At 69.0% G+C, this 21,674-nt stretch carries 20 protein-coding genes and 2 pseudogenes; 6 read left to right on the forward strand and 16 right to left on the reverse strand.

What is annotated here, in order from left to right:
- Positions 1 to 31: 31 nt before the first annotated feature.
- Genes LK409_RS22050 through LK409_RS22065 form a run of 4 tightly spaced genes read left to right on the forward strand, consistent with a single transcriptional unit; the run spans position 32 to position 3,120 of the window.
- Positions 32 to 790: an amino acid ABC transporter permease gene (locus LK409_RS22050; RefSeq protein WP_010927409.1), complete on the forward strand. Its 759-nt coding sequence runs from the start codon at positions 32 to 34 to the stop codon at positions 788 to 790.
- Positions 787 to 1,470: an amino acid ABC transporter permease gene (locus LK409_RS22055; RefSeq protein ID WP_010927410.1), complete on the forward strand. Its 684-nt coding sequence runs from the start codon at positions 787 to 789 to the stop codon at positions 1,468 to 1,470. The genes LK409_RS22050 and LK409_RS22055 overlap by 4 nt, the downstream gene beginning before the upstream one ends.
- Positions 1,471 to 1,486: 16 nt before the next feature.
- Complete coding sequence (locus LK409_RS22060; protein ID WP_003807500.1) at positions 1,487 to 2,230, forward strand: amino acid ABC transporter ATP-binding protein; 744 nt, start codon at positions 1,487 to 1,489, stop codon at positions 2,228 to 2,230.
- Between the two features lie 29 nt (positions 2,231 to 2,259).
- Positions 2,260 to 3,120, forward strand: a complete 861-nt coding sequence (locus tag LK409_RS22065; RefSeq protein WP_003807501.1) for a D-amino acid aminotransferase — start codon at positions 2,260 to 2,262, stop codon at positions 3,118 to 3,120.
- A gap of 7 nt (positions 3,121 to 3,127) precedes the next feature.
- Here the strand turns inward: LK409_RS22065 and LK409_RS22070 are convergent, their stop codons facing one another.
- The 4 genes and pseudogenes from LK409_RS22070 to LK409_RS22085 form a co-directional block, all read right to left on the reverse strand.
- A complete protein-coding gene (locus tag LK409_RS22070) occupies positions 3,128 to 3,694 on the reverse strand; it encodes a hypothetical protein (protein WP_010927411.1) in 567 nt (188 codons plus the stop codon).
- 88 nt (positions 3,695 to 3,782) lie between these two features.
- On the reverse strand, positions 3,783 to 4,739 hold the full coding sequence (locus LK409_RS22075) for a tripartite tricarboxylate transporter substrate binding protein (protein ID WP_010927412.1): 957 nt from the start codon (positions 4,737 to 4,739) through the stop codon (positions 3,783 to 3,785).
- A gap of 44 nt (positions 4,740 to 4,783) precedes the next feature.
- A complete protein-coding gene (locus tag LK409_RS22080) occupies positions 4,784 to 5,536 on the reverse strand; it encodes an SDR family oxidoreductase (protein ID WP_003807508.1) in 753 nt (250 codons plus the stop codon).
- Positions 5,533 to 7,292: pseudogene (locus tag LK409_RS22085) on the reverse strand (acetolactate synthase catalytic subunit). Before LK409_RS22085 ends, LK409_RS22080 begins: the two are co-directional and overlap by 4 nt.
- An 84-nt stretch (positions 7,293 to 7,376) precedes the next feature.
- Here LK409_RS22085 and LK409_RS22095 point away from each other — a divergent pair.
- A complete protein-coding gene (locus tag LK409_RS22095; RefSeq protein WP_003818987.1) occupies positions 7,377 to 8,111 on the forward strand; it encodes a GntR family transcriptional regulator in 735 nt (244 codons plus the stop codon).
- Between the two features lie 7 nt (positions 8,112 to 8,118).
- Here LK409_RS22095 and LK409_RS22100 read toward each other — a convergent pair whose 3' ends face one another.
- Complete coding sequence (locus tag LK409_RS22100) at positions 8,119 to 8,295, reverse strand: hypothetical protein (RefSeq protein ID WP_010927414.1); 177 nt, start codon at positions 8,293 to 8,295, stop codon at positions 8,119 to 8,121.
- A 149-nt stretch (positions 8,296 to 8,444) separates the two neighbouring features.
- Between LK409_RS22100 and LK409_RS22105 the strand changes: the two genes are divergently transcribed.
- Positions 8,445 to 9,467: an autotransporter outer membrane beta-barrel domain-containing protein gene (locus LK409_RS22105; protein WP_010927415.1), complete on the forward strand. Its 1,023-nt coding sequence runs from the start codon at positions 8,445 to 8,447 to the stop codon at positions 9,465 to 9,467.
- An 11-nt stretch (positions 9,468 to 9,478) separates the two neighbouring features.
- Here the strand turns inward: LK409_RS22105 and LK409_RS22110 are convergent, their stop codons facing one another.
- The 11 genes and pseudogenes from LK409_RS22110 to LK409_RS22160 all read right to left on the reverse strand — a co-directional run bounded on the left by LK409_RS22110 (position 9,479) and on the right by LK409_RS22160 (position 21,669).
- Entirely contained in the window at positions 9,479 to 10,201 is a 723-nt protein-coding gene (locus LK409_RS22110) for a GntR family transcriptional regulator (protein WP_010925773.1), read from the reverse strand.
- Between the two features lie 144 nt (positions 10,202 to 10,345).
- Positions 10,346 to 11,353, reverse strand: coding sequence for a zinc-binding dehydrogenase (locus LK409_RS22115; RefSeq protein WP_010927416.1), 1,008 nt, complete (start codon positions 11,351 to 11,353; stop codon positions 10,346 to 10,348).
- Between the two features lie 40 nt (positions 11,354 to 11,393).
- The gene (locus LK409_RS22120; protein WP_010927417.1) at positions 11,394 to 12,944 is read right to left on the reverse strand and encodes a class I adenylate-forming enzyme family protein; all 1,551 of its coding nucleotides are present in this window, start codon (positions 12,942 to 12,944) and stop codon (positions 11,394 to 11,396) included.
- Positions 12,941 to 14,059, reverse strand: coding sequence for a M14 family metallopeptidase (locus LK409_RS22125; RefSeq protein ID WP_010927418.1), 1,119 nt, complete (start codon positions 14,057 to 14,059; stop codon positions 12,941 to 12,943). The genes LK409_RS22120 and LK409_RS22125 overlap by 4 nt, the downstream gene beginning before the upstream one ends.
- A complete protein-coding gene (locus LK409_RS22130; RefSeq protein WP_010927419.1) occupies positions 14,056 to 14,838 on the reverse strand; it encodes an ABC transporter permease in 783 nt (260 codons plus the stop codon). Before LK409_RS22130 ends, LK409_RS22125 begins: the two co-directional genes overlap by 4 nt.
- A gap of 11 nt (positions 14,839 to 14,849) precedes the next feature.
- On the reverse strand, positions 14,850 to 15,713 hold the full coding sequence (locus LK409_RS22135; protein WP_010927420.1) for an ABC transporter ATP-binding protein: 864 nt from the start codon (positions 15,711 to 15,713) through the stop codon (positions 14,850 to 14,852).
- 18 nt (positions 15,714 to 15,731) lie between these two features.
- Positions 15,732 to 16,829, reverse strand: a complete 1,098-nt coding sequence (locus tag LK409_RS22140) for an ABC transporter substrate-binding protein (RefSeq protein WP_010927421.1) — start codon at positions 16,827 to 16,829, stop codon at positions 15,732 to 15,734.
- 68 nt (positions 16,830 to 16,897) lie between these two features.
- Positions 16,898 to 17,824 (reverse strand): VOC family protein, encoded by a 927-nt coding sequence (locus tag LK409_RS22145; protein ID WP_010927422.1) that lies wholly within the window; start codon positions 17,822 to 17,824, stop codon positions 16,898 to 16,900.
- Between the two features lie 34 nt (positions 17,825 to 17,858).
- Positions 17,859 to 19,517: pseudogene (locus LK409_RS22150) on the reverse strand (thiamine pyrophosphate-binding protein).
- A gap of 199 nt (positions 19,518 to 19,716) precedes the next feature.
- Entirely contained in the window at positions 19,717 to 20,652 is a 936-nt protein-coding gene (locus LK409_RS22155; RefSeq protein ID WP_076879787.1) for a mechanosensitive ion channel family protein, read from the reverse strand.
- Between the two features lie 105 nt (positions 20,653 to 20,757).
- Positions 20,758 to 21,669 carry a LysR substrate-binding domain-containing protein gene (locus LK409_RS22160; RefSeq protein ID WP_010927423.1) on the reverse strand — a complete coding sequence of 304 codons (912 nt, stop codon included), beginning with the start codon at positions 21,667 to 21,669 and terminating at the stop codon, positions 20,758 to 20,760.
- Between the last annotated feature and the right edge of the window lie 5 nt (positions 21,670 to 21,674).

Raw genomic sequence — 21,674 nt, forward strand, 5'->3', positions numbered from 1 at the left:
GCCGCATGCGGCCTGAATACAGAGAATCACCATGGGATATCAATGGAACTGGGGCGTGCTGTTCGCCCTTTCCCCGGATGGCGGGCAGACCTATCTGCAGACGCTGCTCGATGGCCTGGCGGTCACGGTGCAGACCGCCGCGCTGGCCTGGGCGCTGGCGCTGGGCCTGGGCATCGCCGTCGGCGTGGCGCGCACCCTGCCGTACTCGCTCGTCAAGCGGCTGGCGGCCGTCTACGTGGAGGTGTTTCGCAACATCCCGCTGATTGTCCAGATGTTCCTCTGGTATTTCGTGCTGCCCGAGCTGTTGCCCAAGGCGTTGGGCGACTGGATCAAGCAGCTGCCTGAGGGGTCGTTCTATACGGCGGCGCTGTCCATCGGGGTGTATATGTCGGCGCGCATCGGCGAGCAGTTGCGCGCCGGCATCGAGGCGTTGCCGCCGGGCCAGCGCCAGGCCGGCCTGGCGCTGGGCCTGACCCTGCCGCAGCTGTACCGCCATGTGCTGCTGCCCAATGCCTTGCGCATGGTGCTGCCGACCATGACGTCCGATTGCCTGAACACCATCAAGAATACCTCGGTGGCGCTGACCATCGGCCTGGCCGACCTGACCGCGCAGGCGCATGCCATGCAGGAGTACTCGTTCCAGGTTTTCGAGGCCTTCCTGACCGCGACCGTGGCCTACCTGGCGCTGAACCTGATCGTGATCGTGGCGATGCGCGCGCTGGAGCGCTGGGTGAGCATCCCCGGGCAGTCGCCGCGCCGCGCGCAGGCGGCCAAGGGGGGAAGGGCATGAGCAGCTTCGACTATCAGGCCATCATCGACGCGTTGCCGTACCTGTTTCTCACCGGCTTGCGCTTCAGCCTGCTGCTGACCCTGTCTTCGGCGGCCGGCGGGGTGGTGCTGGGCGCGCTGCTGGCCATCGCGCGCCTGTACGGCCGGCGCTGGGTGGCGTGGCTGGCCGCCATCTACGTGAACCTGTTCCGCTCGCTGCCGCTGGTGCTGGTGATTTTCCTGATCTATTTCATCCTGCCCTATCTGCTGCAGTGGATCACCCAGGCCGAGCGGCCCATCGTGCTGGGCGCCACCGGTTCGGCCTTCGTGACCTTCATCCTGTTCGAGGCCGCGTACTTCTCGGAGATCATCCGCGCCGGTATCGGCAGCGTGGGGCCGGGCCAGTACGCCGCCGGCAGCGCCCTGGGCCTGACGCACGGCCAGGTGCTGCGCAAGGTGATCCTACCGCAGGCCGTGCGCAATATGCTGCCGGTGCTGCTGACCCAGGTGATCGTCATTTTCCAGGAAACGGCGCTGGTGTACGTGCTGTCGCTGCCCGACTTCCTGGGCGCGGCCACCAAGATCGCGCAGCGCGACAACCGCCTGGTCGAGATGTACGTGCTGGTGGCTGTGGTGTTCTTCGTGCTTTCCTTTACCGCCTCGCGCGGGGTGCGCGCCCTGCGCGCGCGCCTGGGCGCCTGAGGACGGGCGTATCCAGATGGAGTGGTTGTCCATGATAGAAATCGAACGGCTCGGCAAGTGCTACGGCGATCTGCCGGTGCTCAAGGATTGCTCGCTCGCCGTGGCGCGCGGCGAGGTGGTGGTGGTGTGCGGCCCGTCCGGCTCGGGCAAGTCGACGCTGATCAAGTGCGTCAATCGGCTCGAACCGTTCGAGTCCGGCCGCATCGTGGTCGATGGCACCGATGTGGGCGCGCCGGGCACCGACCTGCCAGCGCTGCGTGCGCGCGTGGGCATGGTGTTCCAGCATTTCGAGCTGTTTCCGCACCTGAGCGTATTGGAGAACGTCTGCCTGGGCCAGATGAGCGTGCTGGGACGCAGCCGCGCCCAGGCGCGGGCCAAGGCGGATGCGCTGCTCGAGCGCGTGGGGGTGGCCGCGCACCGCGACAAGCATCCCGGGCAATTGTCCGGCGGCCAGCAGCAGCGCGTGGCGATCGCGCGCGCCCTGGCGATGGACCCGGTGGTCATGCTGTTCGACGAGCCGACCTCCGCGCTCGACCCGGAAATGATCGGCGAAGTGCTCGATGTCATGACCGGCCTGGCGCGCGACGGCATGACCATGATGGTGGTCACCCACGAAATGGGATTCGCGCGCCGGGTGGCCGACCGCATCGTCTTCATGGAAGCCGGCGAGATCATCGACGACGTTGCGTCGGCCGAGTTCTTCGGCAGCGCCGCGTCGCCGCGTTCGCGCGAATTCCTCTCGCGCATCATCAGCCATTAACCGTTATCCAATACTCAGGCGGTAGCCGCATGTCTTCCCTTTTCTACATCAACGGCAGTTTCGTGCCTGCCGAGCAGGCGCGCGTCCCGGCCATGGACCGGGGGTTCCTGTTCGGCGACGGCGTCTACGAGGTCATGGCGGTCATCGATGGCATGCTGCTCGAGTTCGAGCGGCATGCCGCCCGTCTGGCGCGCAGCCTGGGCGAGATCGGGATCGCCAACCCGCTGCCGCGCGAGCGCCTGCTGGCCGTATGCCGCGAGCTGGTCAGCCGCGCCGGACTGCGCGAAGGGTCGGTCTACGTGCAGGTGACGCGCGGCGCCGACGCCAGGCGCGATTTCGCGTTTCCGTCCGGCGTCGAACCGACCGTCATGCTGTTCACCAGCGAGAAAGACCTGCGGGTCAATCCGCTGGCGCAAAGCGGCGTGCAGGTGGCCACCGTGCCCGACCTGCGCTGGCAGCGCCGCGACATCAAGAGCGTGTCGCTGCTGGCCCAGGTGCTGGCCAAGCAGGCCGCGCAGGCGCGCGGCGCCTTCGAGGCGGTGATGGTGGACGCGCAGGGCGTGGTGACCGAAGGCTCGTCGTCGAGCGTGCTGCTGGTCAACGCGGCCGGCGCGATCGTGGTGCGTCCGCTGTCGCAGGACATCCTGCCCGGCTGTACGCGCGCGGCCGTGCTGGAGCTGGCGCGCGAGCGCGACATGGCGATGGTCGAGCGCCCGTTCACGCTGGACGAATGCCGCCAGGCGCGCGAAGTCATCCTGACTTCGGCGCTGCACTTCGTGCTGCCGGTCATCGCCGTCGACGGCGAGCCGGTGGCCGACGGACGGCCGGGGCCGGTGTGCGCTGCGCTGCGCGAGCTGTACCTGCGCCACACCCTGGCCACGGCGCTCTGAGCGCGCGTTACGGTTCGCGCTGCGGCGGCTTGAGCGGATCGAAGTCCTGCCAGCGGTTGTCGCGCCACACGCCTTCGGCGTGTTCCACGTCATGGCCGTTGGCCGCGCGCAGCACCTGGCAGGCCAGGGTCTCGCGCGTGGGGTCGGTGTGCAGCGCCAGCAGCAGGCCGGCTGGCCGCACTTCGGGGTGATCCACGGGGGCGGCCTCGCCGCGCTTGCGCGCCAGGTGTCCGGTGATCCACAGCGCGCCGAACAGCGAGCCGATATAGGCGCCCACGCCGGCGGCCGCCAGCATGGCGATGGTCGATTCGTTCAGGCCGGCGACGATGAAGCCGCCGGCAATCGCGAAGGCCAGGCCGAACAGGGCGGCGCCGAGAATGGCGCCCATGTCGGCCCTGCCGGAGTCGGGGTCGGAGCGCCGGTCTCCGCCGTAGGCATAGCGGCTGTGCTCGCCGGCGCTGTTGACGTAGAAGACGTGGACGTCCTGTTTGGTGAAGCCCTCGGAGAACAGCCGCTGGGCGGCGTTTTCGACGTCGGGAAACGTGTCGAAGCGGGCGGCGACGATCAGTGACATGGCAATCTCCTTGCGCCCGCGCGCGCGGGCAGATTGACATGCCTTGATCGTAGCGCCAGCGCCCGGCGGGCGCCAGCGCCGTGGCCGGTCAGTTGATGCGCGGCAGATTGGCGTCGCGGATCATGCGGCCCATTTCTTCGTGGCCCTGCTTCAGCAGCTCGGCGTACTCGGAGCCCTTGAGCGAGGCGGGATCCACCCCCAGTTTCTCGAACGAATCGCGCGTGACGGGATCGGCCACCGCCGCCAGGGCCGCCTGCTGCAGCTTGGCCAGCACGTCGGCCGGCGTGCCGCGCGGCGTGGCCAGGCCGATCCAGGAATCGATCTGCACCGGCCAGCCGCTTTCCTTGATGGTCGGCACCTCGGGCAGCTCGGGCCAGCGCATCGGGCTGGCCGAGGCGATCATGCGCAGCTTGCCGTCGCGGATGTGCGGCAGCACGTCGGAGGGGTTCTGCACGATCACGTCGACCTGCCCGCCCAGCAGCGCGGTCACGGTTTCGCTGCCGGACTTGTACGACACCTGCTCGAACTTGCCGCCGGTCAGGCGGCCCAGTTCCAGCAGCGCCAGGTTGTTGGGCGAGGACGGCGCGCCGAAGAACACGCCGTTGGTTTTCTTCGCGGCCTCGACCAGGTCCTGCAGCGTCTTGTACGGCGAGTCGGCGCGTACGGTGATGCCGTAGCGGTAGCGGCCCACGCCGGCGACGAAATCGAAGTCGTCCATGGTGTAGGGCAGTTTCATCAGGTGCGGCATGATGGCCTGCGTGGAGTAGGTGACCACGCCGACCGTGTAGCCGTCGGGAGCCTGGCGGGCGACATAGCCGGGGCCGATGGTGTCCAGCGCCCCGGGCTTGTTCTCGACGATCACCGGCTTGCCCAGCGGCTTTTCCATGCCCTTGGCCAGGGCGCGCGAGGCCACGTCGGTATTGCCGCCCGCGCCGTAGTTCACCACCAGGCGCACTTCGTTCTTCGGGAAATCGGTCGCGGCCGCGCCGGCGGCCAGGCCCAGGCTGGCCAGGGTGGCGGCCAGGTACTTGCTTATGCTTTTCATTGCTCCTCCTAGGGAAGTCCGTGTCGTGTTGGCTTGAACATGCCTCAGGGCATGTAGAAGCCGCCGTTGATGTCGATGATGGCGCCGTTGACGAAGCCGGCGTCCGGGCTGCACAGGAAGGCGATCGACGCGCCGACCTCCTCGGGCGTGCCCAGGCGGCGCACCGGGATCTGCTCCGCGTAGCGCTGGTTCACCTCGGGGCCGGCCTGCTGCGCCATTTCGGTCAGGATGCGGCCGGGCGCCACGCAGTTGGCGGTGATGCCGTAGGGGCCCATCTCCGAGGCGATGGCGCGGGTCAGGCCGATGACCCCCGCCTTGGAAGCCATGTAGCTGGGGCCCGCCACGATGGATCGGGCGCGCCCGGCCAGCGAGGCGACGTTGACGATGCGGCCGTAGCCCTGGTCGCGCATGGCCGGCAGGAACAGCTGGCACAGGCGCATTACGCAGGTCAGGTTGATGCCCAATACCTGCGCCCATTCCTCCTCGCTGACTTCGAGGATGCCCGACGAGCGGCCGTCGGGACGCTTGGGCGAGACGCCGGCATTGTTGACCAGGATGGACACCGGACCCAGCTCGGCCTCGATGCGCGTCTTCAGCGCCTGCAGGGCGGGCATGTCCTGTACGTCGGCGCTGGCGGCGGTGACGCGGTCGTGCTGCGCGCCGAACAGCGCCTGCGTATCGATGGCGCCGCGATCGATGGTCACGACATGGTTGCCCGCGGCGAGCAGGGCGCGCGCGCTGGCCAGGCCGATGCCGCGGCCGGCGCCGGTGACGACGGCGATGCGGGGCGCGCTCATGCCTGCACCCCGGCGTCGGGCGTGAAGAAGGTGATGGGCGGGAAGGCGTTTTCGTCGCAGATGACTTCGATCAGCGCCGAGCCCGAGGCGGCGCGGGCCTGCGCCAGCGCGTCGGCCAGCTGGGCCGGGTCCTCGACGCGGATGCCGGTGCAGCCGCAGGCGCGCGCGATGGCGGTGTGGTCCACCGGCGCGAAGGCCACGGCCGAGGTATGGGCGCCGAACTTGACGTTCTCGGCGTGCTTCTGGAAGCCCAGGATGCCGTTGTTGATGACGATGAGCGTGACTTTCACGCCCATGCGCGCGGCGGTCTCCAGTTCGGACCAGACGTGGCCGAAGCCGCCGTCGCCCACCAGGGCGTAGACCTCGGCCGCTGGATTGGCCAGCTTGGCGCCCATGGCCATGGGAAAGCCCCAGCCCAGCCCGGCCAGGCCGCGCGGGGTCAGAAAGCGCATGCCCGGGCGCAGCGCCGTCAGGAAGTGCGTGATCCAGATCGACGAATAGCTGGCGTCGGCCACGACGATGGACTGCTCGTCGAGCTGTTGCTGCAGTTCGTGCATGATGCGTTCGGGCCGGATCGGCGAGGCGTCCGACAGGCGCACCGCCGCCGAGTCTTCCAGATGCTTTTCGTGGCCCAGCGCGATGGCCTGCTCGACGCCGGCGCGGGCCTGGCGGCGCGCGGCCAGGTCCTGGCCGGCCAGGGCGGCGGTCAGGGCTTCCAGCGTCAGGCGCGCGTCGCCGACCAGGCGCAGCGCTTCGTAGTTGCGGCCCACTTCCAGGCCATCCACGTCGATGTGGATGTACTGGGCATTTTTCGGATAGAGCTGCCAGGAGTCGGTGCCGTTCTGGTTGGTGCGGTTGCCCACCAGCAGCACCACGTCGGCCTCGGCGATCAGGCGGCGCTGGAAGCGCGTGGGGCCGTTGGGGCCCATGTTGCTGCCGACCACGCCGATCGACAGCGGGTGGCGCTCGTCGACCGCGCCTTTGCCCATGACCGTGGTGGCGACCGGCAGGTGGGCGGTTTCCTGCAGCGCCGCCATGGCGGCGCTGGCGTCGGAGATGTGCACCCCGCCGCCGGCGACGACGACCGGGCGCTGCGCCTGCGCCAGCAGGCTGGCGGCGCGGGCGATGGCCTGCGGCGCGGCGACGCTGCGGTCCAGCGGGAAGTGGCCCAGCGAATTGTTGCGCGGCAGGGCCGGCGCGGCAGGGCCGGCGCGGGAGCGGCGGCGGCCAGCAGGTCGGCCGGCAGCAGCAGGGCGACCGGGCCGGGGCGGCCGCTGCAGGCGGCGGCGAAGGCCTGGTCGACGTAGTCTTCGATGCGCGAGGCTTCGGTGACGCGGCGCACCCATTTGGTGACCGGCTGGAACAGCGCGATGTGGTCGAGTTCCTGGAAGGCGTTGCGGTCGGTCTGGTCGCGGTTGACGTCCTGCACCAGCGCGATCACCGGCACCGAGACTTTCATGGCCTCGGCCAGCGGGGCCACCAGCAGGGTGGCGGCCGGGCCGTTCTGGGCGGTCACGATGGCCGGCTTGCCGCTGACGCGGGCGTAGGCGTCGGCCATGTAGCCCCCGGCGTTTTCGGTGCGGTAGGCGACCTGGCGCATGCCGGCTTGTTCGGCCGCCAGATGCAGCAGGCTGGGCAGGCTTTGCCCGAACAGGGTGTCCACGCCGTGGCGCGCCAGCGCACGCACGATTGCGTGGGCCACGGTGCCGTCCAGCGTGAACCCCGGGGCGGAAAGGGGCTTGGGTAGGGTGCTCATGAGGCCTCGTCCTGAATGATGGCCGCGCCGTCGCGGCTATTTAGTAATTTATATTTTATAAAGTATAGCGGGTTGCCGTGGAATATGGCAACATCGGCCAACCGCCCCCTTTTTGCGCCGATTCCACCTTCCATGAACATGCCGCTCGCGCCCATGGCGCGCGAAAACATTGCCGCCGTCATCTATCGCCAGCTCAAGCAGCTGCTGATGATGGGCGAGCTCAAGCCTGGCGAGATCCTCACGCTGCGCATGCTGACCGAACGCCTGGGCGTGAGCCAGACGCCGGTGCGCGAGGCCTTGCTGCAACTGGTGTCCGAGCGCGCGCTGGCCATGTCGCGCGGCAAGTCCGTCAGCGTGCCGGCGCCCACGCGCGAGAAGCTGCAGGAGCTGCGCGATATCCGCCTGACGCTGGAAGTGCTGGCCACCGAACGGGCCACGCCGCGCATTTCGGATGCCGAGATCAAGACGCTGGAGCGCCTGCACCGCGAAATGGTCCGCTACAAGAACAGCGAGCAGCGCGAGGGTGTGCTCAAGACCAACTACGAGTTCCACTTCACGCTGTACAACGCGTCCGGCATGCCGGACCTGGTGGCCATTATCGAGGGGCTGTGGGCGCAGACCGGCCCTTCGCTGACCTACCTGTACCAGAAGCCGTTTGCCCATCTGTACGACGCGCATCCGCATCTGCCGCTGATCGAGGCGCTGCGCCGGCACGATGTGGAAGCGGCCGTCGCGGCGATCCGCCGCGACGTGGCGGGCTACGGCGCCGCCCTGATGGAGCGCCTGCCCGCCGAAGCCGGCCAGCCGGCCGGCGGCTAGGCGCGGCCTACAGCTCCAGCACGATGCGCCTGCCCTTGCCGGCGGCGCGCGAGCAGCAGCTCACCATCTTGCCGTTGGCCTCGCGTTCGGCGCGGGTCAGCACCACGTCCCGGTGATCGATCTCGCCGTCGAGCAAGCCCCAGGCGGCGCCGGCCGCCTGTTGTTCCCGCCATGGCAGCGTCATCAACCCGGCCCGATTATTTATCTATACTTACGCGCTTGCGCGCCGCGGCATGCGGATCACCGGCCTCGCTCGAGGCTGGCGTGGCGCGGCATCACATGGCCTGGCGATCGTGCAAGCGCCGGGGTAGTCCTGGAAGAAGCGTCGCCAAGATGTCGTTGCACCCCGTAGTTTGTCTGGACCGGTCCCGGCGGGGCCCCGGTGATTTTCCCCTTCTTTCGATGACTGCCGTCGCCATGCGCCGCGGCGTGTCCTCGCTGCTGGGCGTGGCGGGGACCCTGGCGCTTGCGGCGCCGGCCTGGGCGCAGGCGCGCCAGGATGCTGCCAGCGCCGCCCATCCCACCTGGATGGCCGCCGCCGGCAATTGGCAGGTGCTCGAAGGCGGGCCAGGCGTGGCGCGCGTCAAGCAGCGCACGACCGGCGTGTATGCGGGCAGCGAGCACGCGCTGGGCGCCGGATTGCGCCTGGGCGGCGTGCTGGGCCTGACGCGCAGCACGGCCCGCGTCGACGACCTGCACGCCAAGGGGCACGTGAACAGCTACAGCCTGGCCCTGTATGGCGCCCGTACCGTGGCCGCCGGCGCGGGCGATTTCAACGCCGTGGCGGGCGCGGCCTATACCTGGCACGACATGGACACCAGGCGCCATTTCCACTGGGCCGGCACGTCGCAGCCCCTGACGGCGGATACCCATGGCAGCACCTTCCAGGCCTTCGGCGAACTGGGCTATCGGTGGCGCGCGTCGGCGCGGGTGCAGATCGAGCCGTTCGCGGCGCTGGCCTGGCGTGACGTGCGGACGCGCGCCTTTGTCGAATCCGGCGGCTGGGCGGCGATCAGCGCGGGCCCGAGCCGGCTGACGCAGACCACGACGACCCTGGGCGTGCGCGGCGAGGCCGGCTACATGCTGGGGCCGGCGCCGGGCAAGCTGCGCCTGACCCTGGGCTGGCGCCGCGCTTTCGGCGATGTCGATCCGCAGGCCACGCTGGTGCTCGATGGCGGCAACGCCCTGGCGGCCACCGGTGCGCCCATCGCGCGCGACGCGGTGCTGGCCGGCCTGGGCGCCGAGCTGGCGCTGTCGCGCTCGGCCGCGATCGGGCTGGCCTATATCGGCCAGTATGGCGGCGGCAACCGCGAGCACACGGGTTCGCTCAGCCTGCGCTGGCTGTTCGGGGCCTGAACGGCCCGGCTTCAGGCGCCTGGCGAGGTTTCGTCGTCGTCGAGGTAGATGCGCGCCAGTCCCTGCGCGATGCATTCCTTGATCTGTTCGGTGCGCTTGGAGATATGGCTGCGCAGGTTCTGCTGCGCGGTGCCGATGTCGCCGGCGCGCAACGCGGCGAGGATGGCGGCGTGTTCGGCCTGGGTCTTGTCGCGGCCGATGCGTTCCATGTTGATCCAGCGGATGAAGCGGATGCGTTCGTTGACGTTGTGCAGGATCCGCTGCAGCTCATGGTTGCCGGACATCTCGGCCAGCATGTGGTGGAACGTCTCGTCGAGGCTGACGAGCTCGGTGACCGGCAGGTCGGGCGACTTGGCGCGGCTTTCGGCCAGGAAGGCTTCCAGCGCATCGAGCCGTTGCGGGGTGGCGCGCCCGGCGGCCAGTTGCAGGCATGCCACTTCCAGCACTTCGCGGGTTTCGTACAGGTCGATCATTTCCTTGAGGTTGAGCGGGCGGCGTACATAGCCGCGCCCGGCCTCGGCCAGGAAGCCGTCGCGCGCCAGGAAATGCAGCGCTTCCCTGACCGGGGTGCGGCTGACGCCCAGGCGTTCGGCCAGGGCCACCTCGTTGAGGCGTTCGCCGGGCTTGATTTCATAGGAGATCACCATCTCGCGCAGCTTCTCCAGCACTTGCGAGAAGGCGCGCCGGCCTTTCTCGGCCGGTTCAGTGGTTGTTTTGTACATTGTTGTCGTCATGGGCAGCGGATGCCTGCGCCGGCGCGCATCGCGGTGGCGGACCCGGCCTCGATCAGTGAGGGCAAGCGGATTGTCATTGTAATAACTCCTGGCCGGGCGCCGGACGGGCCGGCGGCGGGCGCCGCGCGGCCCGCCGCTCGAGGGTCAGGGCGTGACCACGACCTTGCCCATGACTTCGCGGTCCTCGATCAGGCGCAGCGCCTCGCCGGCATCCTGCAGGCTCAGCACGCGGTCGATCGGCACCTGCATCTTGCCCGACTGCACCAGGCCGAGCAGGGCGTCCAGGTCTTCGCGCATCCAGCCGTTGGAGCCGCGGATGTTCAGCTCGAAGGTCCAGATGAAGCGCAGGTCGGTCTGCGGATCGTAGCCGGCGGTCGCGCCGCAGGTCAGCAGGCGGCCGCCGCGCCGCAGGCAGCGCATCGACTTGACCCAGGTATTGCCGCCGGTGAAGTTCACCGCCACGTCGACGCCGCCGTCGAACTTGCGGCGATGCGGCTTGCCGTAGAGCTCATAGATCGCCTTGGCGAAATCGGTGTCGGCGTAGTTGATGACGTGGTCGGCGCCCAGTTCGCGCAGCCGCTGCATCTTGGCTTCGCTGCTGGCGCAGGCGATCACCTGCGCGCCGGCGATCTTGGCCAGCATCACGCAACCCACGCCCACGCCGCCGCTGGCGCCCAGCACCAGCACCTTTTCGCCGGCCTGCACCTGGCCGATGGTGTTCATCATCCGATAGGCCGTGCCGAAAGCCACCGGCAGCGCGGCCGCCTGCTCGTAGCTGACGCCGTCCGGAATGCGGATCAGCTGGTGCTCGCGCGCCTTGCACAGTTCGGCCAGGCCGCCGTGCACGGTCTCGCCCATCAGGCCGCCCTCGGCCCGGTTGATCGGGTCGACCAGCACGCGGTCGCCGGCCTTCCAGCCCTGCACGCCCGGGCCGACCTCGACGATTTCGCCGGCCACGTCCAGCCCCATGATGACCGGAAAGTCCAACTTGATGCCTGGCATCCCCCGCCGGGTAAATACATCGTGATAGTTGATCGACGTTGCCTTGACGCGCAGGATCACGTCGCCTTCGCCCGCCTTCGGATCGGGAAATGCGGTGTCGTATTGCAAGACTTCCGGACCGCCGTGACCGTGAATGACAACTGCCTTCATGGATTTTCCTTACTCTGGTTGAGATGGGTGGGTTGCTTGCTCATCGGCGCAGGGCGTGGCCGCCCTGCGTCAAAGGGGGGACGGCCGCGATCAGTTCGGCCGCCAGCAGGGCCGCCGCCTTGCGGTTGACCTTGCCAGTGCTGCTGATCGGCATTTCATCGACGAAGCGCACCGCGCGCGGATGCTGGTAGGCCGGACCGTGGGCCAGCGCATAGTCCTTGACCTCCTGTTCGGACAGCGTCGCGTCGGGGCGCGACACCACCAGCGCGACCGGCTTCATGCCCTTGAGCGGGTCGGCCAGCGGGACGATGCACGCCTGCACGATGGCGGGGTGACGCTCCAGCATCTTCTCGACTTCGCCCGGGTAGATGTTTTCGCCGCCGCACACGAACATGTCGTCGGCGCGGCCGATGAAGTAATGGAAGCCGTGCTCGTTGCGCCGCATCACGTCGCCGGTGATATAGAAACCGTCGTGCGTCATGGCCGCGGCCGTCTGTTCGGGCAGGCCGTGGTAGCCCAGCATCAGCGCCGGCGAGCGGACCTGCAGCACGCCGGTGGCGGCGTCGAGGTCTGCGCCATCGGCCAGCCGCAGCTGCACCGCCGGGTGCGGATAACCGACCGACAGCACGGGTTGCGCCAGTCCTTGCGGATGCGGGCCGAACACCAGCGCGCCGGTCTCGGTCGCGCCGTAGCCGTTGCCGAACGCCGCGCGCGGGAACATGGCGCGCGCGCTGTCGGCGATGCGTTGCGTCAGCGGCTCCGATCCCAGGCGCACCATCGTCACGCTGGCCAGGTCGGCGCCGGCCAGCGCGCCGGTCTCGCGCGCCAGCAGCGCGATCATGGTCGGAATGGCGGTCAGCCAGGTGCAGCGGTAGCGCTCGATCGCGTCCAGGTAGCCGGCCGGCGAGAACTGCGGCATCAGTACCAGCCGGCCCTGGCCCGCCAACGCCAGCTTGATCGTGTTGAGCGCGTTCATGTGATAGAGCGGGGCGGCCACCAGGAAGCAGTGGCCGCCGTAGTCGGTGCTTGCCGTGCGCTGGCGCACCGTCCACAGATAGCCGGCGTGCGATATCTTCACGCCCTTGGGGCGGCCGGTCGAGCCCGAGGTGTAGAGAAACAGCGCCGGCTGGTCGTCGGCGGGCCGTGCCGCCTCGCAAGGGCCGGGGTCGAGGAATCGCGCATAGCCGCCGGCGCCGCCGGCGCCGAATTCGACGCTCGGCAAGGCGACGGTGTAGGCATCGCGACGCGGGCCATCGCAAAAGACCAGCGCGGCGCCGCTGTCGCGCAGGATGAAGTCGATGCTGTCCGGCGGCAGCCGGTAGTTCACCGGCACGGCGATCAGGCCGGCGCGCATGATGCCCAGGTAGGCGGCCAGGAACTCCATGCGGTTGGCCGACAGGATCGCCGCCCGCGCCCCGGCCGGCAGGCCGCGCGCGCGCAGGCCGCGCGCCACGCCGTCGGCCTGCGCATCGAGCTCGGCATAGGTGTATTCGCGTGGCCCGGACTCGCCGCCCAGGTCGATCAGGGCAATGGCGGCGGGATCGCGCGCGGGCGAAAACAGCGCGCCCAGGTTGGCCGTGGCGGCCGTCATGCCTCGCTCCAGGCCGCCAGGCCCGCCACCGCCTGACGCGTGATTTCCTGCGCATGGCGCAGCGTGCCCTCGCGCCATACCTGGTCGTACGGGCAGAACGAATCCAGCAGGTCGGCGCGCAGCATTGCGTAGCGCTCGCTGGCGGGGTCGGCCTTGAATTTCAGCCACAGGTCCAGCCGCAGCAGCCGGCGCATGTGCCAGCCGCGCGTGCCGAACTCGATGACCGCGCCGCACATGGGCACATCGCCCAGCAAGGCCTGCACGCCGTGGAACAGCAGCCCCTGGTAGTTGGGGCGCGCCTTGCCGTGCGGGCGCTGGCCGACGATGCGGTCGCGGCCCCACCAGCGCGCGGCCAGTTCATGCAGGGGGCCGCCTTCCTCGTTGAAGCACAGGAAGAACGGTTCGCCATACCCGCCGATGCCGGTGTGCCAGTCGATCAGGGCCACCTTGCGCGCACCGGCCAGGTGATCGCGCACGATGCGCTCCAGCGTCAGATTGGACCATTCGCGCGCGGTGCCGCCGTAGTTCAGGCCGTCCGGATGCGAATACTGGCCGCGCGCCAGGGTGTCGTACAGGCGGTCTTCGCCGTGGCGGGCCGTGAAATCCTCCATGGCCTGCTGGGCGGCCGCCACCGCGGCGCTGCTCCAGTCCTCGCGCAGCAGCTGCGGATGCAGGATGGCGTAATCCGGGTTGGCGGGGTGCGGCTGGCCGTGGTCGATGAAGTTGCGGTTCAGGTCGACATTGTTCTCGGTGGTGCGGCTCAGGTGCGCGAACCCCCACGGGTTGATGGCGTGCACCATGATGACCGCCACGTCGGGGTCCAGCGACGCCGGGCCGTCGCCCAGCATCCAGCCGATCTGCGCGGCCGAGCCGAAAAACCCCTCCAGCCCGTGGGTGCCGCTGATCGCCAGCAGCCGGCGCGGCGCGTCGGCACGGCCAAAGCGCGCGACATCGGTATGCAGGGGCCGGCCGTCCGGCCCGGTCTGGCCTTCGTGCAGGTACTGCGTCAGGCTTGCGCCGGCCGCGGCCGCCGCGGCGCGGAACTTGTCGCGCGCCCGGTGATAATCGAGCGCATAGCACTGGTGGAATTCCATGGTGTTTTCCTTGCTCCTCATTCCGGCTGTACCGTGGCGGTGGTCGATTGTTCCCAGAACACCAGCTTGCGGTGCAGGAACCGGATCAGGTTGGTGCCGGTCAGGCCGATCGCCACCAGGCTGAACAGGCAGGCGAACATCGTGGCCACATCCATGTTGACCGAGGCGGACTGGATCAGGTAGCCCAGCCCCAGGCTGGACGAAATGAACTCCGACACCACCGCGCCGATCAGGCTCAGCACCACCGAGATCTGCAGCCCGGCGAAGATGTGTCCCGAGGCGGCCGGCAGCTTGACGTGGAAGAACACGTGGCTGCGCGAGGCCTTGAAGGCCTTCATCAGGTCCAGCATGGCGGGATTGGCCTGCCGGATGCCGACCACGGTATTGATGAACATCGGGAAGAAGCTCATCAGCGCCACCATCACCACCTTGGACGCCATGCCGAAGCCGAACCACACCAGCAGCAGCGGCGCGATGGCCACTTTCGGGGTCGATTGCAGGGCAATGATGTACGGGTAGATGAACTGCTCGAAGGTTTCGGATTCGGCCAGCACGGTGCCCACCACCAGCGCCATCCCGCAGCCGATCAGGTAGCCGTACACGGTGCTTTGCAGCGTGAACAGGAAGTGCGGCCAGTATTGGCCTTCGACATAGCCGATCCGCAGCGCGTTCAGCACGGCCTCGGGCGTGGGCAGCAGGTAGTTCGGCACCGAGAAAATCCGGATGCTGGCGAACCACAGGATCACCAGTACCACCCCGGTGATCAGGGGGTACAGGAAGGATTTGACGGACTTGGACATGCGCGCCTCGGCTAATCGAATTGCACCAACTGGTCGAACAGCTCCCGCAGCTCGCCGCACAGGCGGGTGAACTCGGGGTCGGTCAGCGTGGCCAGCGTGCGCGGGCGCGGCAGGTTCACCGTCACCTCGCGGATGATGCGGCCCGGCCGCGCCGACATCACGACGATGCGGTCCGACAGGAACACCGCTTCGGCGATGCTGTGCGTGATGAACAGGGCCGACTTGCGCGTGGCCATCCAGATCCGCTGCAGCTCGATGCTCATGCGGTCGCGCGTCATGGTGTCCAGGGCGGAGAACGGCTCGTCCATCAGCAGCAGCGCCGGATCGTGGATCAGGCCGCGCGCGATGCCCACGCGCTGCTGCATGCCGCCCGACAGCTCGCTGGGGTAGTTGCTGGCGAACTTCTCCAGCCCGACCAGGCGCAGCAGCTCCATCGCCTTGGCGCGCCCGTCGGCCACGTTCATGCCCAGCGCCCGGATGGGCACCAGCACGTTGTCCAGCACCGTCTTCCAGGGCAGCAGCGTGGGCTGCTGGAAAACGATGCCGACGTCGCCGCGCGGCTCGTCGATGGGCGTGCCGTTGAGCAACGCCTTGCCGCCGGAGGGCTTGAGCAGCCCGCTGAACACCTTGATGAGCGTCGACTTGCCGCAGCCGGACGGGCCCAGCACCGATACGAATTCACCCGCGCCCAGCTGCAGCGACAGATTGTCGACGGCCGTGATCGGACCCTTGCTGGTGCGGTAGACCACGCTCAGGTTGCTGGCCGTCAGCAGCGCGGCGCCGTCGCCGGCGCCGGCGACGGCGTCAAGGGTGGCCGCGGCGGCCCGCGACGCCGGCCGCCCGCCCTCGATCATGGATAGGTTCAGGGAAGTCATGTGCGTTCCAGCCTGCGTCTACTTGAGCTGCTTGGCGGCGGACACCACGGCCGCGGCGTCGAAGTCGTTGATGTCCTTGACGAACTGGTTGGTATAGAGCGGCTTGACGTCCACGTCCTTGGTGCTCAACTGGCCTCCCTCGTGCAGGACATCGACATAGTCATGCCAGGATTGCTCGGTGTAGTAGCCCATTTGCTGCGGACCTTGCTCAGGCAGCATGGTGGCCAGGCGCACTTTCAGGATTTGCACCGCGTCGGCAAGTTTCTTCTCTTCCGTGCCGTCGGCCGGCTTGGTGGCCGGATACAGCTTCCAGAAGTTCTGCACGCAGGCCTGCGGATTGGCGTTGCACGCCACGACGCCCTTGGCGGCCGCGCGCGCGAAGGCCACCACCAGTTTGGGCCGCTCGCGCAGCGTGTCCTGGTGGGCGATCCAGCCGCTGGAGAACAGTTCGCGGTAGCTCTGGTCCATCGGCAGGCGGCGCAGGTCGGCGCCCATCTGCTCCATTTGCACGTGGAAGGTGTCGAACAGATTCAGCGCCTGCACCTTGTCGTCGGCCAGCGCGCGAAAGGCCGTCGCGCCCACCCCGACCGGCACGAACTCGTAGTCGCGCTGCAGCTCCAGGCCCAGCTTCTTCATCATCGCCTTGGTGACCGCCAGGTTGCCCCATGACATGGCGCCCACGCCGATCTTCTTGCCCTTGAGATCCGCCAGCGAGCGGGCCGGGCTGTTCTTGGTGACGACCACCTCGAACGGCGACAGGTAGATGCCGTTGTAGAACATCTTCACCGGCAGGGCGTCGCGGCCGGGCTGGCTCGAGATGACCAGGGGATCGGGTGTGATCCAGCCGAAAGTGATGTGTTTCTGCGTGACCTGCGGCAGCATGACCGCCGCGCCCTGGAAGAACGTGGCCTGCACGTCCAGGCCGGCTTCCTTGAAGTAGCCCATGCCAATGGCCATCAGCGTGGGCGCGTTGGACAGGGAAATGTTGGTGCCATAGGCGAAAGTGACTTTCTCCGCCGCGTTGGCCGCGCCGCCCGCGGCGGCCAGGGCCATGGCGGCCGCGCCGGCCAGGATGCCCCGCCGGGCGTGGCGCTTCAAGTGTTCGATACCGATCATGCTGCTGCTCCTGTTGGTGAGTTCGTGCAACGGGTTATATCGGTGCTGCTGGATGGTTCTTGGCTGTATCAGGGTTCCTCGGGCGCGCCTGCAAAGGCCGCCTCGGCGTTGGCGCAGAAAATGACGGCCGCGCCGCCCGCGTCGCGGGCGGCCACGGTCAGTTGCCCGCCGGCGCGGCGGTAGGCAACCTGGTTGTCGTCCAGCACCGCGGCGGTGCGTGACAGATCGTCCACTTCGACGGCCAGCGCCGCCGGAAACGGCAGGGCCGGCGCCGTGCTGCCGGGCAGGCGCGCCGCGAGCGCGGCCTGGTCGACCAGCGCCAGCCTGCCCGAACGCAGCGTGAACCAGGCCTCGCCGCCGCGCCGCTCGGCCGGCACGCCGAGGTAGCGCGCATAGCGCGCCGCCGCGGCGTCCACGTCTTCGACCGCCACGATGGCCGCGGCCAGGGCGCGCGCGCCGTTCGGATGACCCATGTAGCGCGCCTGCCAGAGCAGTTCCGGCGTTTCGTGGCGCAAGGTCAGGATGAGTCCTTCCGGCATGGCCTGGCGCGGCGTGCGCACCTGGCTGAAGCGGGCCAGCCGCGGGCCGTCGGCGGTGTCGATATAGCGTTGCAGCACGCCGGGCTCGGCCGCGAAGCCCGCCTCGCGCAGCGCGGCGATGCGCTGTCCGGGGTCCGGGGTGTCGAACGCCACGATGTGCATGCCGGCATAGCGCGCCAGTCCTTCCGGAATGCCGCGCAGGTCCAGCGCCGGGTCGACCACCGCGACCAGCTCGATATAGCCGTGCCCGAGCATGGCGCAGCGATTGGCGATGCCGGCCTTGACCACCTCGCGCGTGACGGCGTGCGTGCCGGAATGCTGTGACAGCGGCGTCAGCGTGAAGCCCAGCCGCTGGTACATGGCGGCCGCCGCGTCCATGTCGTGCGCGTACAGCCCGACATGGTCCAGGCCGGCCGGCGCCGCGCCCATCGGTTGGTCCGGTTCTGTTCTGGTCATGTGCCCGCCCGTGTCGTGTTCGAGGAAGCGGGCCTCAGCCCATCCACTGGCTGACCGGGGCCGCCGCTTCCTGCAGCGGCTGGACGATGATGTCGACCAGCGCCGGGCCGCCGTACTCGATGGCGGCCTTGAGCACGCCGTCCAGCTCGCGCGGGTCCTCGACGCGCCACGCCTTGACGCCGTAGGCCTCGGCGACGCGGGCATGGTCGGTGCGGTTGAAGTCGACCGAGAAGTAGCGCTTCTGGTAGCCGGCCTTCTGGCTGGCCTTGATCCAGCCGTAGACCGAGTTCGACAGCACGATCATCAGCAGCGGCACCTTGCGGCGCACGATGGTTTCCATTTCGCCCACGGTGAAGCCGAAGCTGCCGTCGCCCATGACCGACACTACCTTGGCGGACGGCCGGCCGATGGCCGCGCCCATGCCCGCAGCCATCGAGAAGCCCAGCGCGGCGTGGGCGCGGTTGGTGATGAAGTGGCGGCCTGGCTTGGAGGCTTCGAAATAGGCGGAGAAATAAGGGCAGGGCGTGCCCGGGTCGGCCACCACCACCGACTCGGCCGGCAGCAGGCGATTGAGCGCATCGACCACGCGCTCGGGCCTGATGGGCGCATCCAGCGAGGCGGCCAGCGGCTGCAGGGCCGCCAATTTGGCGCCCTTCGCCTTGGCCGCCACGGCCTTGCCGTCGACCGCGTCCGTGGGGCGGGCGTCGATGCGCGCGTGCACTTCGCGGTTGAGCGCCTGCAGGGCCAGCAGCGCGTCGCCCACCATCGCCACGTCGGTGCGGTAATTGGCGGCGATCACCATCGGGTCGGAGTCGATGTGCAGGATGGGCACCTCGCGGCTGGGGAAGCGCTAGTGTTCGGTGGACGTGGAGCCGGCGCGGCAGCCGATCAGCAGCACCACGTCGGCATCGGCCAGCACCGCGCGGGTGGCCAGGATGCCGCCGTTGGAGCCCACCACGCCGGCGTTCAGCGGGTGCGTGTCGGCCAGGCTGCCCTGGCCGCTGACGGTGGTGCAGACCGGCGCGTTGAGGGTGACGGCCAGTTCCTCGAGGGCCGCGCAGGCGCCCGAGATGACCACGCCGCCGCCGCACAGGATGACCGGCGCGCGCGCGCCCACCAGGCGGGCGGCGGCCTGCTCGATGGCCGCGGGGTCGGGCGCGAAGCGCATCGCCGGAAAGCGGTCGTGCCCGGGCTGGGCCCACACGTCGGCGGGGTCGACCTCGTGCTTCTGCACGTCGTACGGCAGGCACAGGTGCGCCGTGCCGGGGCGGCCGGTCGTCATGGCGCGGAAGGCCGCGCGCACCGCGCCGGGAATCTGGTCGGCGCGGTCGATGGTGGTGTTCCACTTGGTCAGCGGGTACTTGCCGCGCGAGCCCACCGATACGTCGGAAGTAATCCCCAGCACGGCCACCGACGACTCGTTGGCCTCGACCAGGCCCGGCAGCAGGTAGGTGGCGCCGCCGCCGCTGGGCCCCTCGCACACGCCCACCTTGCCCGTTACCCGCGCGTAGGCGTCGGCCATGTAGGCGGCGCTGCGCTCGTCGCGCGTCAGGATGTGCTCCATGCCGTGGTCCAGCCGTTGCAGCGCGTCGTAGAACGGCAGGCTGGTGTCGCCGCACAGCCCGAAAATGTGCTTGACCCCATTCAGTTGGAGCATGCGCACCATGGCTTCGGCGCCGTTGAGTTGTGTCATGGATCTGTCCTTGGTGAGGGAGGGATGTGTGGGGAAATATCAATGTATACATGACTATATACATCAATGGATATCGGCGCCGCAACGCTTTTGCGGGTTCGCGGCATGAGGGATTTCACGGGTGGCGCGGGCGGCGGACACGCGCCAGCGCCCGCCCCGTCAGGTCAACGGGGCGGGTCGGCGAGGCGGCGGGAAAGGGTCAGGCGCCCGGGTTGTCGGGCGTGTCGGGCTGGCGCAGCGCGATGGCTTGCGGCCGAGGCGGCGCGGCGACGGGCAGCGCCAGGCCCTGGCTGCGGATCGCGTCGTCGATGGCCACCAGGATGGCGTCGCGGCAGTCGGTGCTGTCGGAGAACTGGGGGACCCAGTACTTAATCTTGTAAGTCACGCCTTCGGCGGTGTACGCGGTGGCGCGGACCCGCGGCTTCTGCCCTGGCGCCAGGCTTTCGGCGGGCGAAGTGGACAGCGCCGCGTCGAACAGCAGCTGCTTGCCGTCCGAAATCGAAATATCGTGGCTCAGGACGATTTCCAGCTCGCCCTGGTATTGCTTGCGGGGGGCGCTGTAATTGGTCAGCATCTGCCGCGAGATCTGGCTGTTGGGCAGGATCATGTAGGTGTCGTTGGGCGTCAGGATGCGCGTGGTGCGCCAGCCGATTTCCGTGACGCGGCCCCGTATGGTGGCGTCGAAGCCCACCCAGTCGCCGATTCGGTAGGGGGCCTCCACGCCGATGGCGATGCCCGACAGGACGTCGGCCAGCACGTTGCGGATGGCAAAGCCCAGGATGGCGATGATCAGGCCCGAGCTGGCCAGGATGCCGCCGGCCGACTGGCCCAGGAACACGCCGATGGTGGCCACCGTGGCGATCGCGAACAGCGTGGCCGAGACCAGCTCGCGCAACAGGCGCGGGGTCTTGCGCTTTTTCTTGGCCTTGCGCGTGAGCGCGGCGGCGGCCATGCGCGCCAGCAGCCAGGCGAAGGCGTAGAAGGCGGCCGCCGCGCTGAAACGCCGGAACGACTCGGGGTTCGATCCCGGCAGATAGCGTTGGAACAGGTACGCATGGAACACATACACCACGACCGACAGGCTGCACAGCACGGTCGGCCACAGCAGCCACGCGATTCTTGAACCGGGTATCAAGGCAAATCCTCTTCTTGTGCGATGGGCCGCGCGGGCGCGGCCGGCAATACGCCCGGCTCGACGTCCGGGCGCTGCCGATTGTAGAGCGCCCGGGCCGCCCGCGGGCTAGCCCAGGGTGCCGTCCTCGCCCAGCCGCTCGGCCACGATTTCGCGCAGTATGGCCTCGACCGCCTGGGCGGCCGGCGTGCGCGGCCCCGAGCGCGGCCAGCACAGCGAGAGCGTGCGGCGGATTTCCGGTGTAATGCGCCAGCAGGGCGTCTGCATCCCCGTGGCGGCCAGCACCGAGGCCGGCAGGATGGTACAGGCCAGGCCTTCCTGCGCCGCGCCCAGCAGGCAGGGCAGCGAATCGAGCTCGGCCACCACGTCCAGCGCGATGCCGGCCTGGGCGAACGAGCGCTCGATCAGCAGCCGCAGCCCCTGCGCGCCGCTGGGCAGGGCCAGCGGCAGGCTGCCAAGCGCCTGCAGCGCTACGCTGTCCTGTCCGTCGGGCGCCAGGCTGGCGCCGCACTGTCCGATCAGGTACAGCGTTTCCTGCGCCAGGGGTTCGAGCTCGACGATGCGGCTGTCGGCGTCGCGAAACAGGATGGCGAAGTCGAGCCGCCAGTTGGCCAGCAGCTCGCCGATGTAGCCGCTCATGCTTTCGAACAGCTGCAGGCGGATGTCGGGATGGCGGGCGCGCACCGCGCGCAGCAAGGGCATGGCCACCAGCGCCGCCACGGTGGTGGGCAGGCCGATGGCGACGGTGCCCGACACCATGGCGCCGGCCGTGCGCACCTCGTCGCGGGTGGCTTCGAGCTGCTTGAGAATGGCGCGCGCGTGGCGATACAGCGCCGAGCCGGCGTCGGTGGGCGCCACTCCCTTCGAACTGCGCAGCAACAGGGGCACTTCCAGCTCGGCTTCCAGCGCCGCCAATTGCTGGCTCAGGGCGGGCTGGGCCACGCGCACCTGTTCGGCCGCCTTGGTCAGGCTGCCGCAGTCCACGATGGCAACGAAATAGCGTAGTCCTCGAATGTCCATGGTCT

Source organism: Bordetella parapertussis, from assembly GCF_020735925.1.
GTDB lineage: Bacteria > Pseudomonadota > Gammaproteobacteria > Burkholderiales > Burkholderiaceae_B > Bordetella > Bordetella pertussis.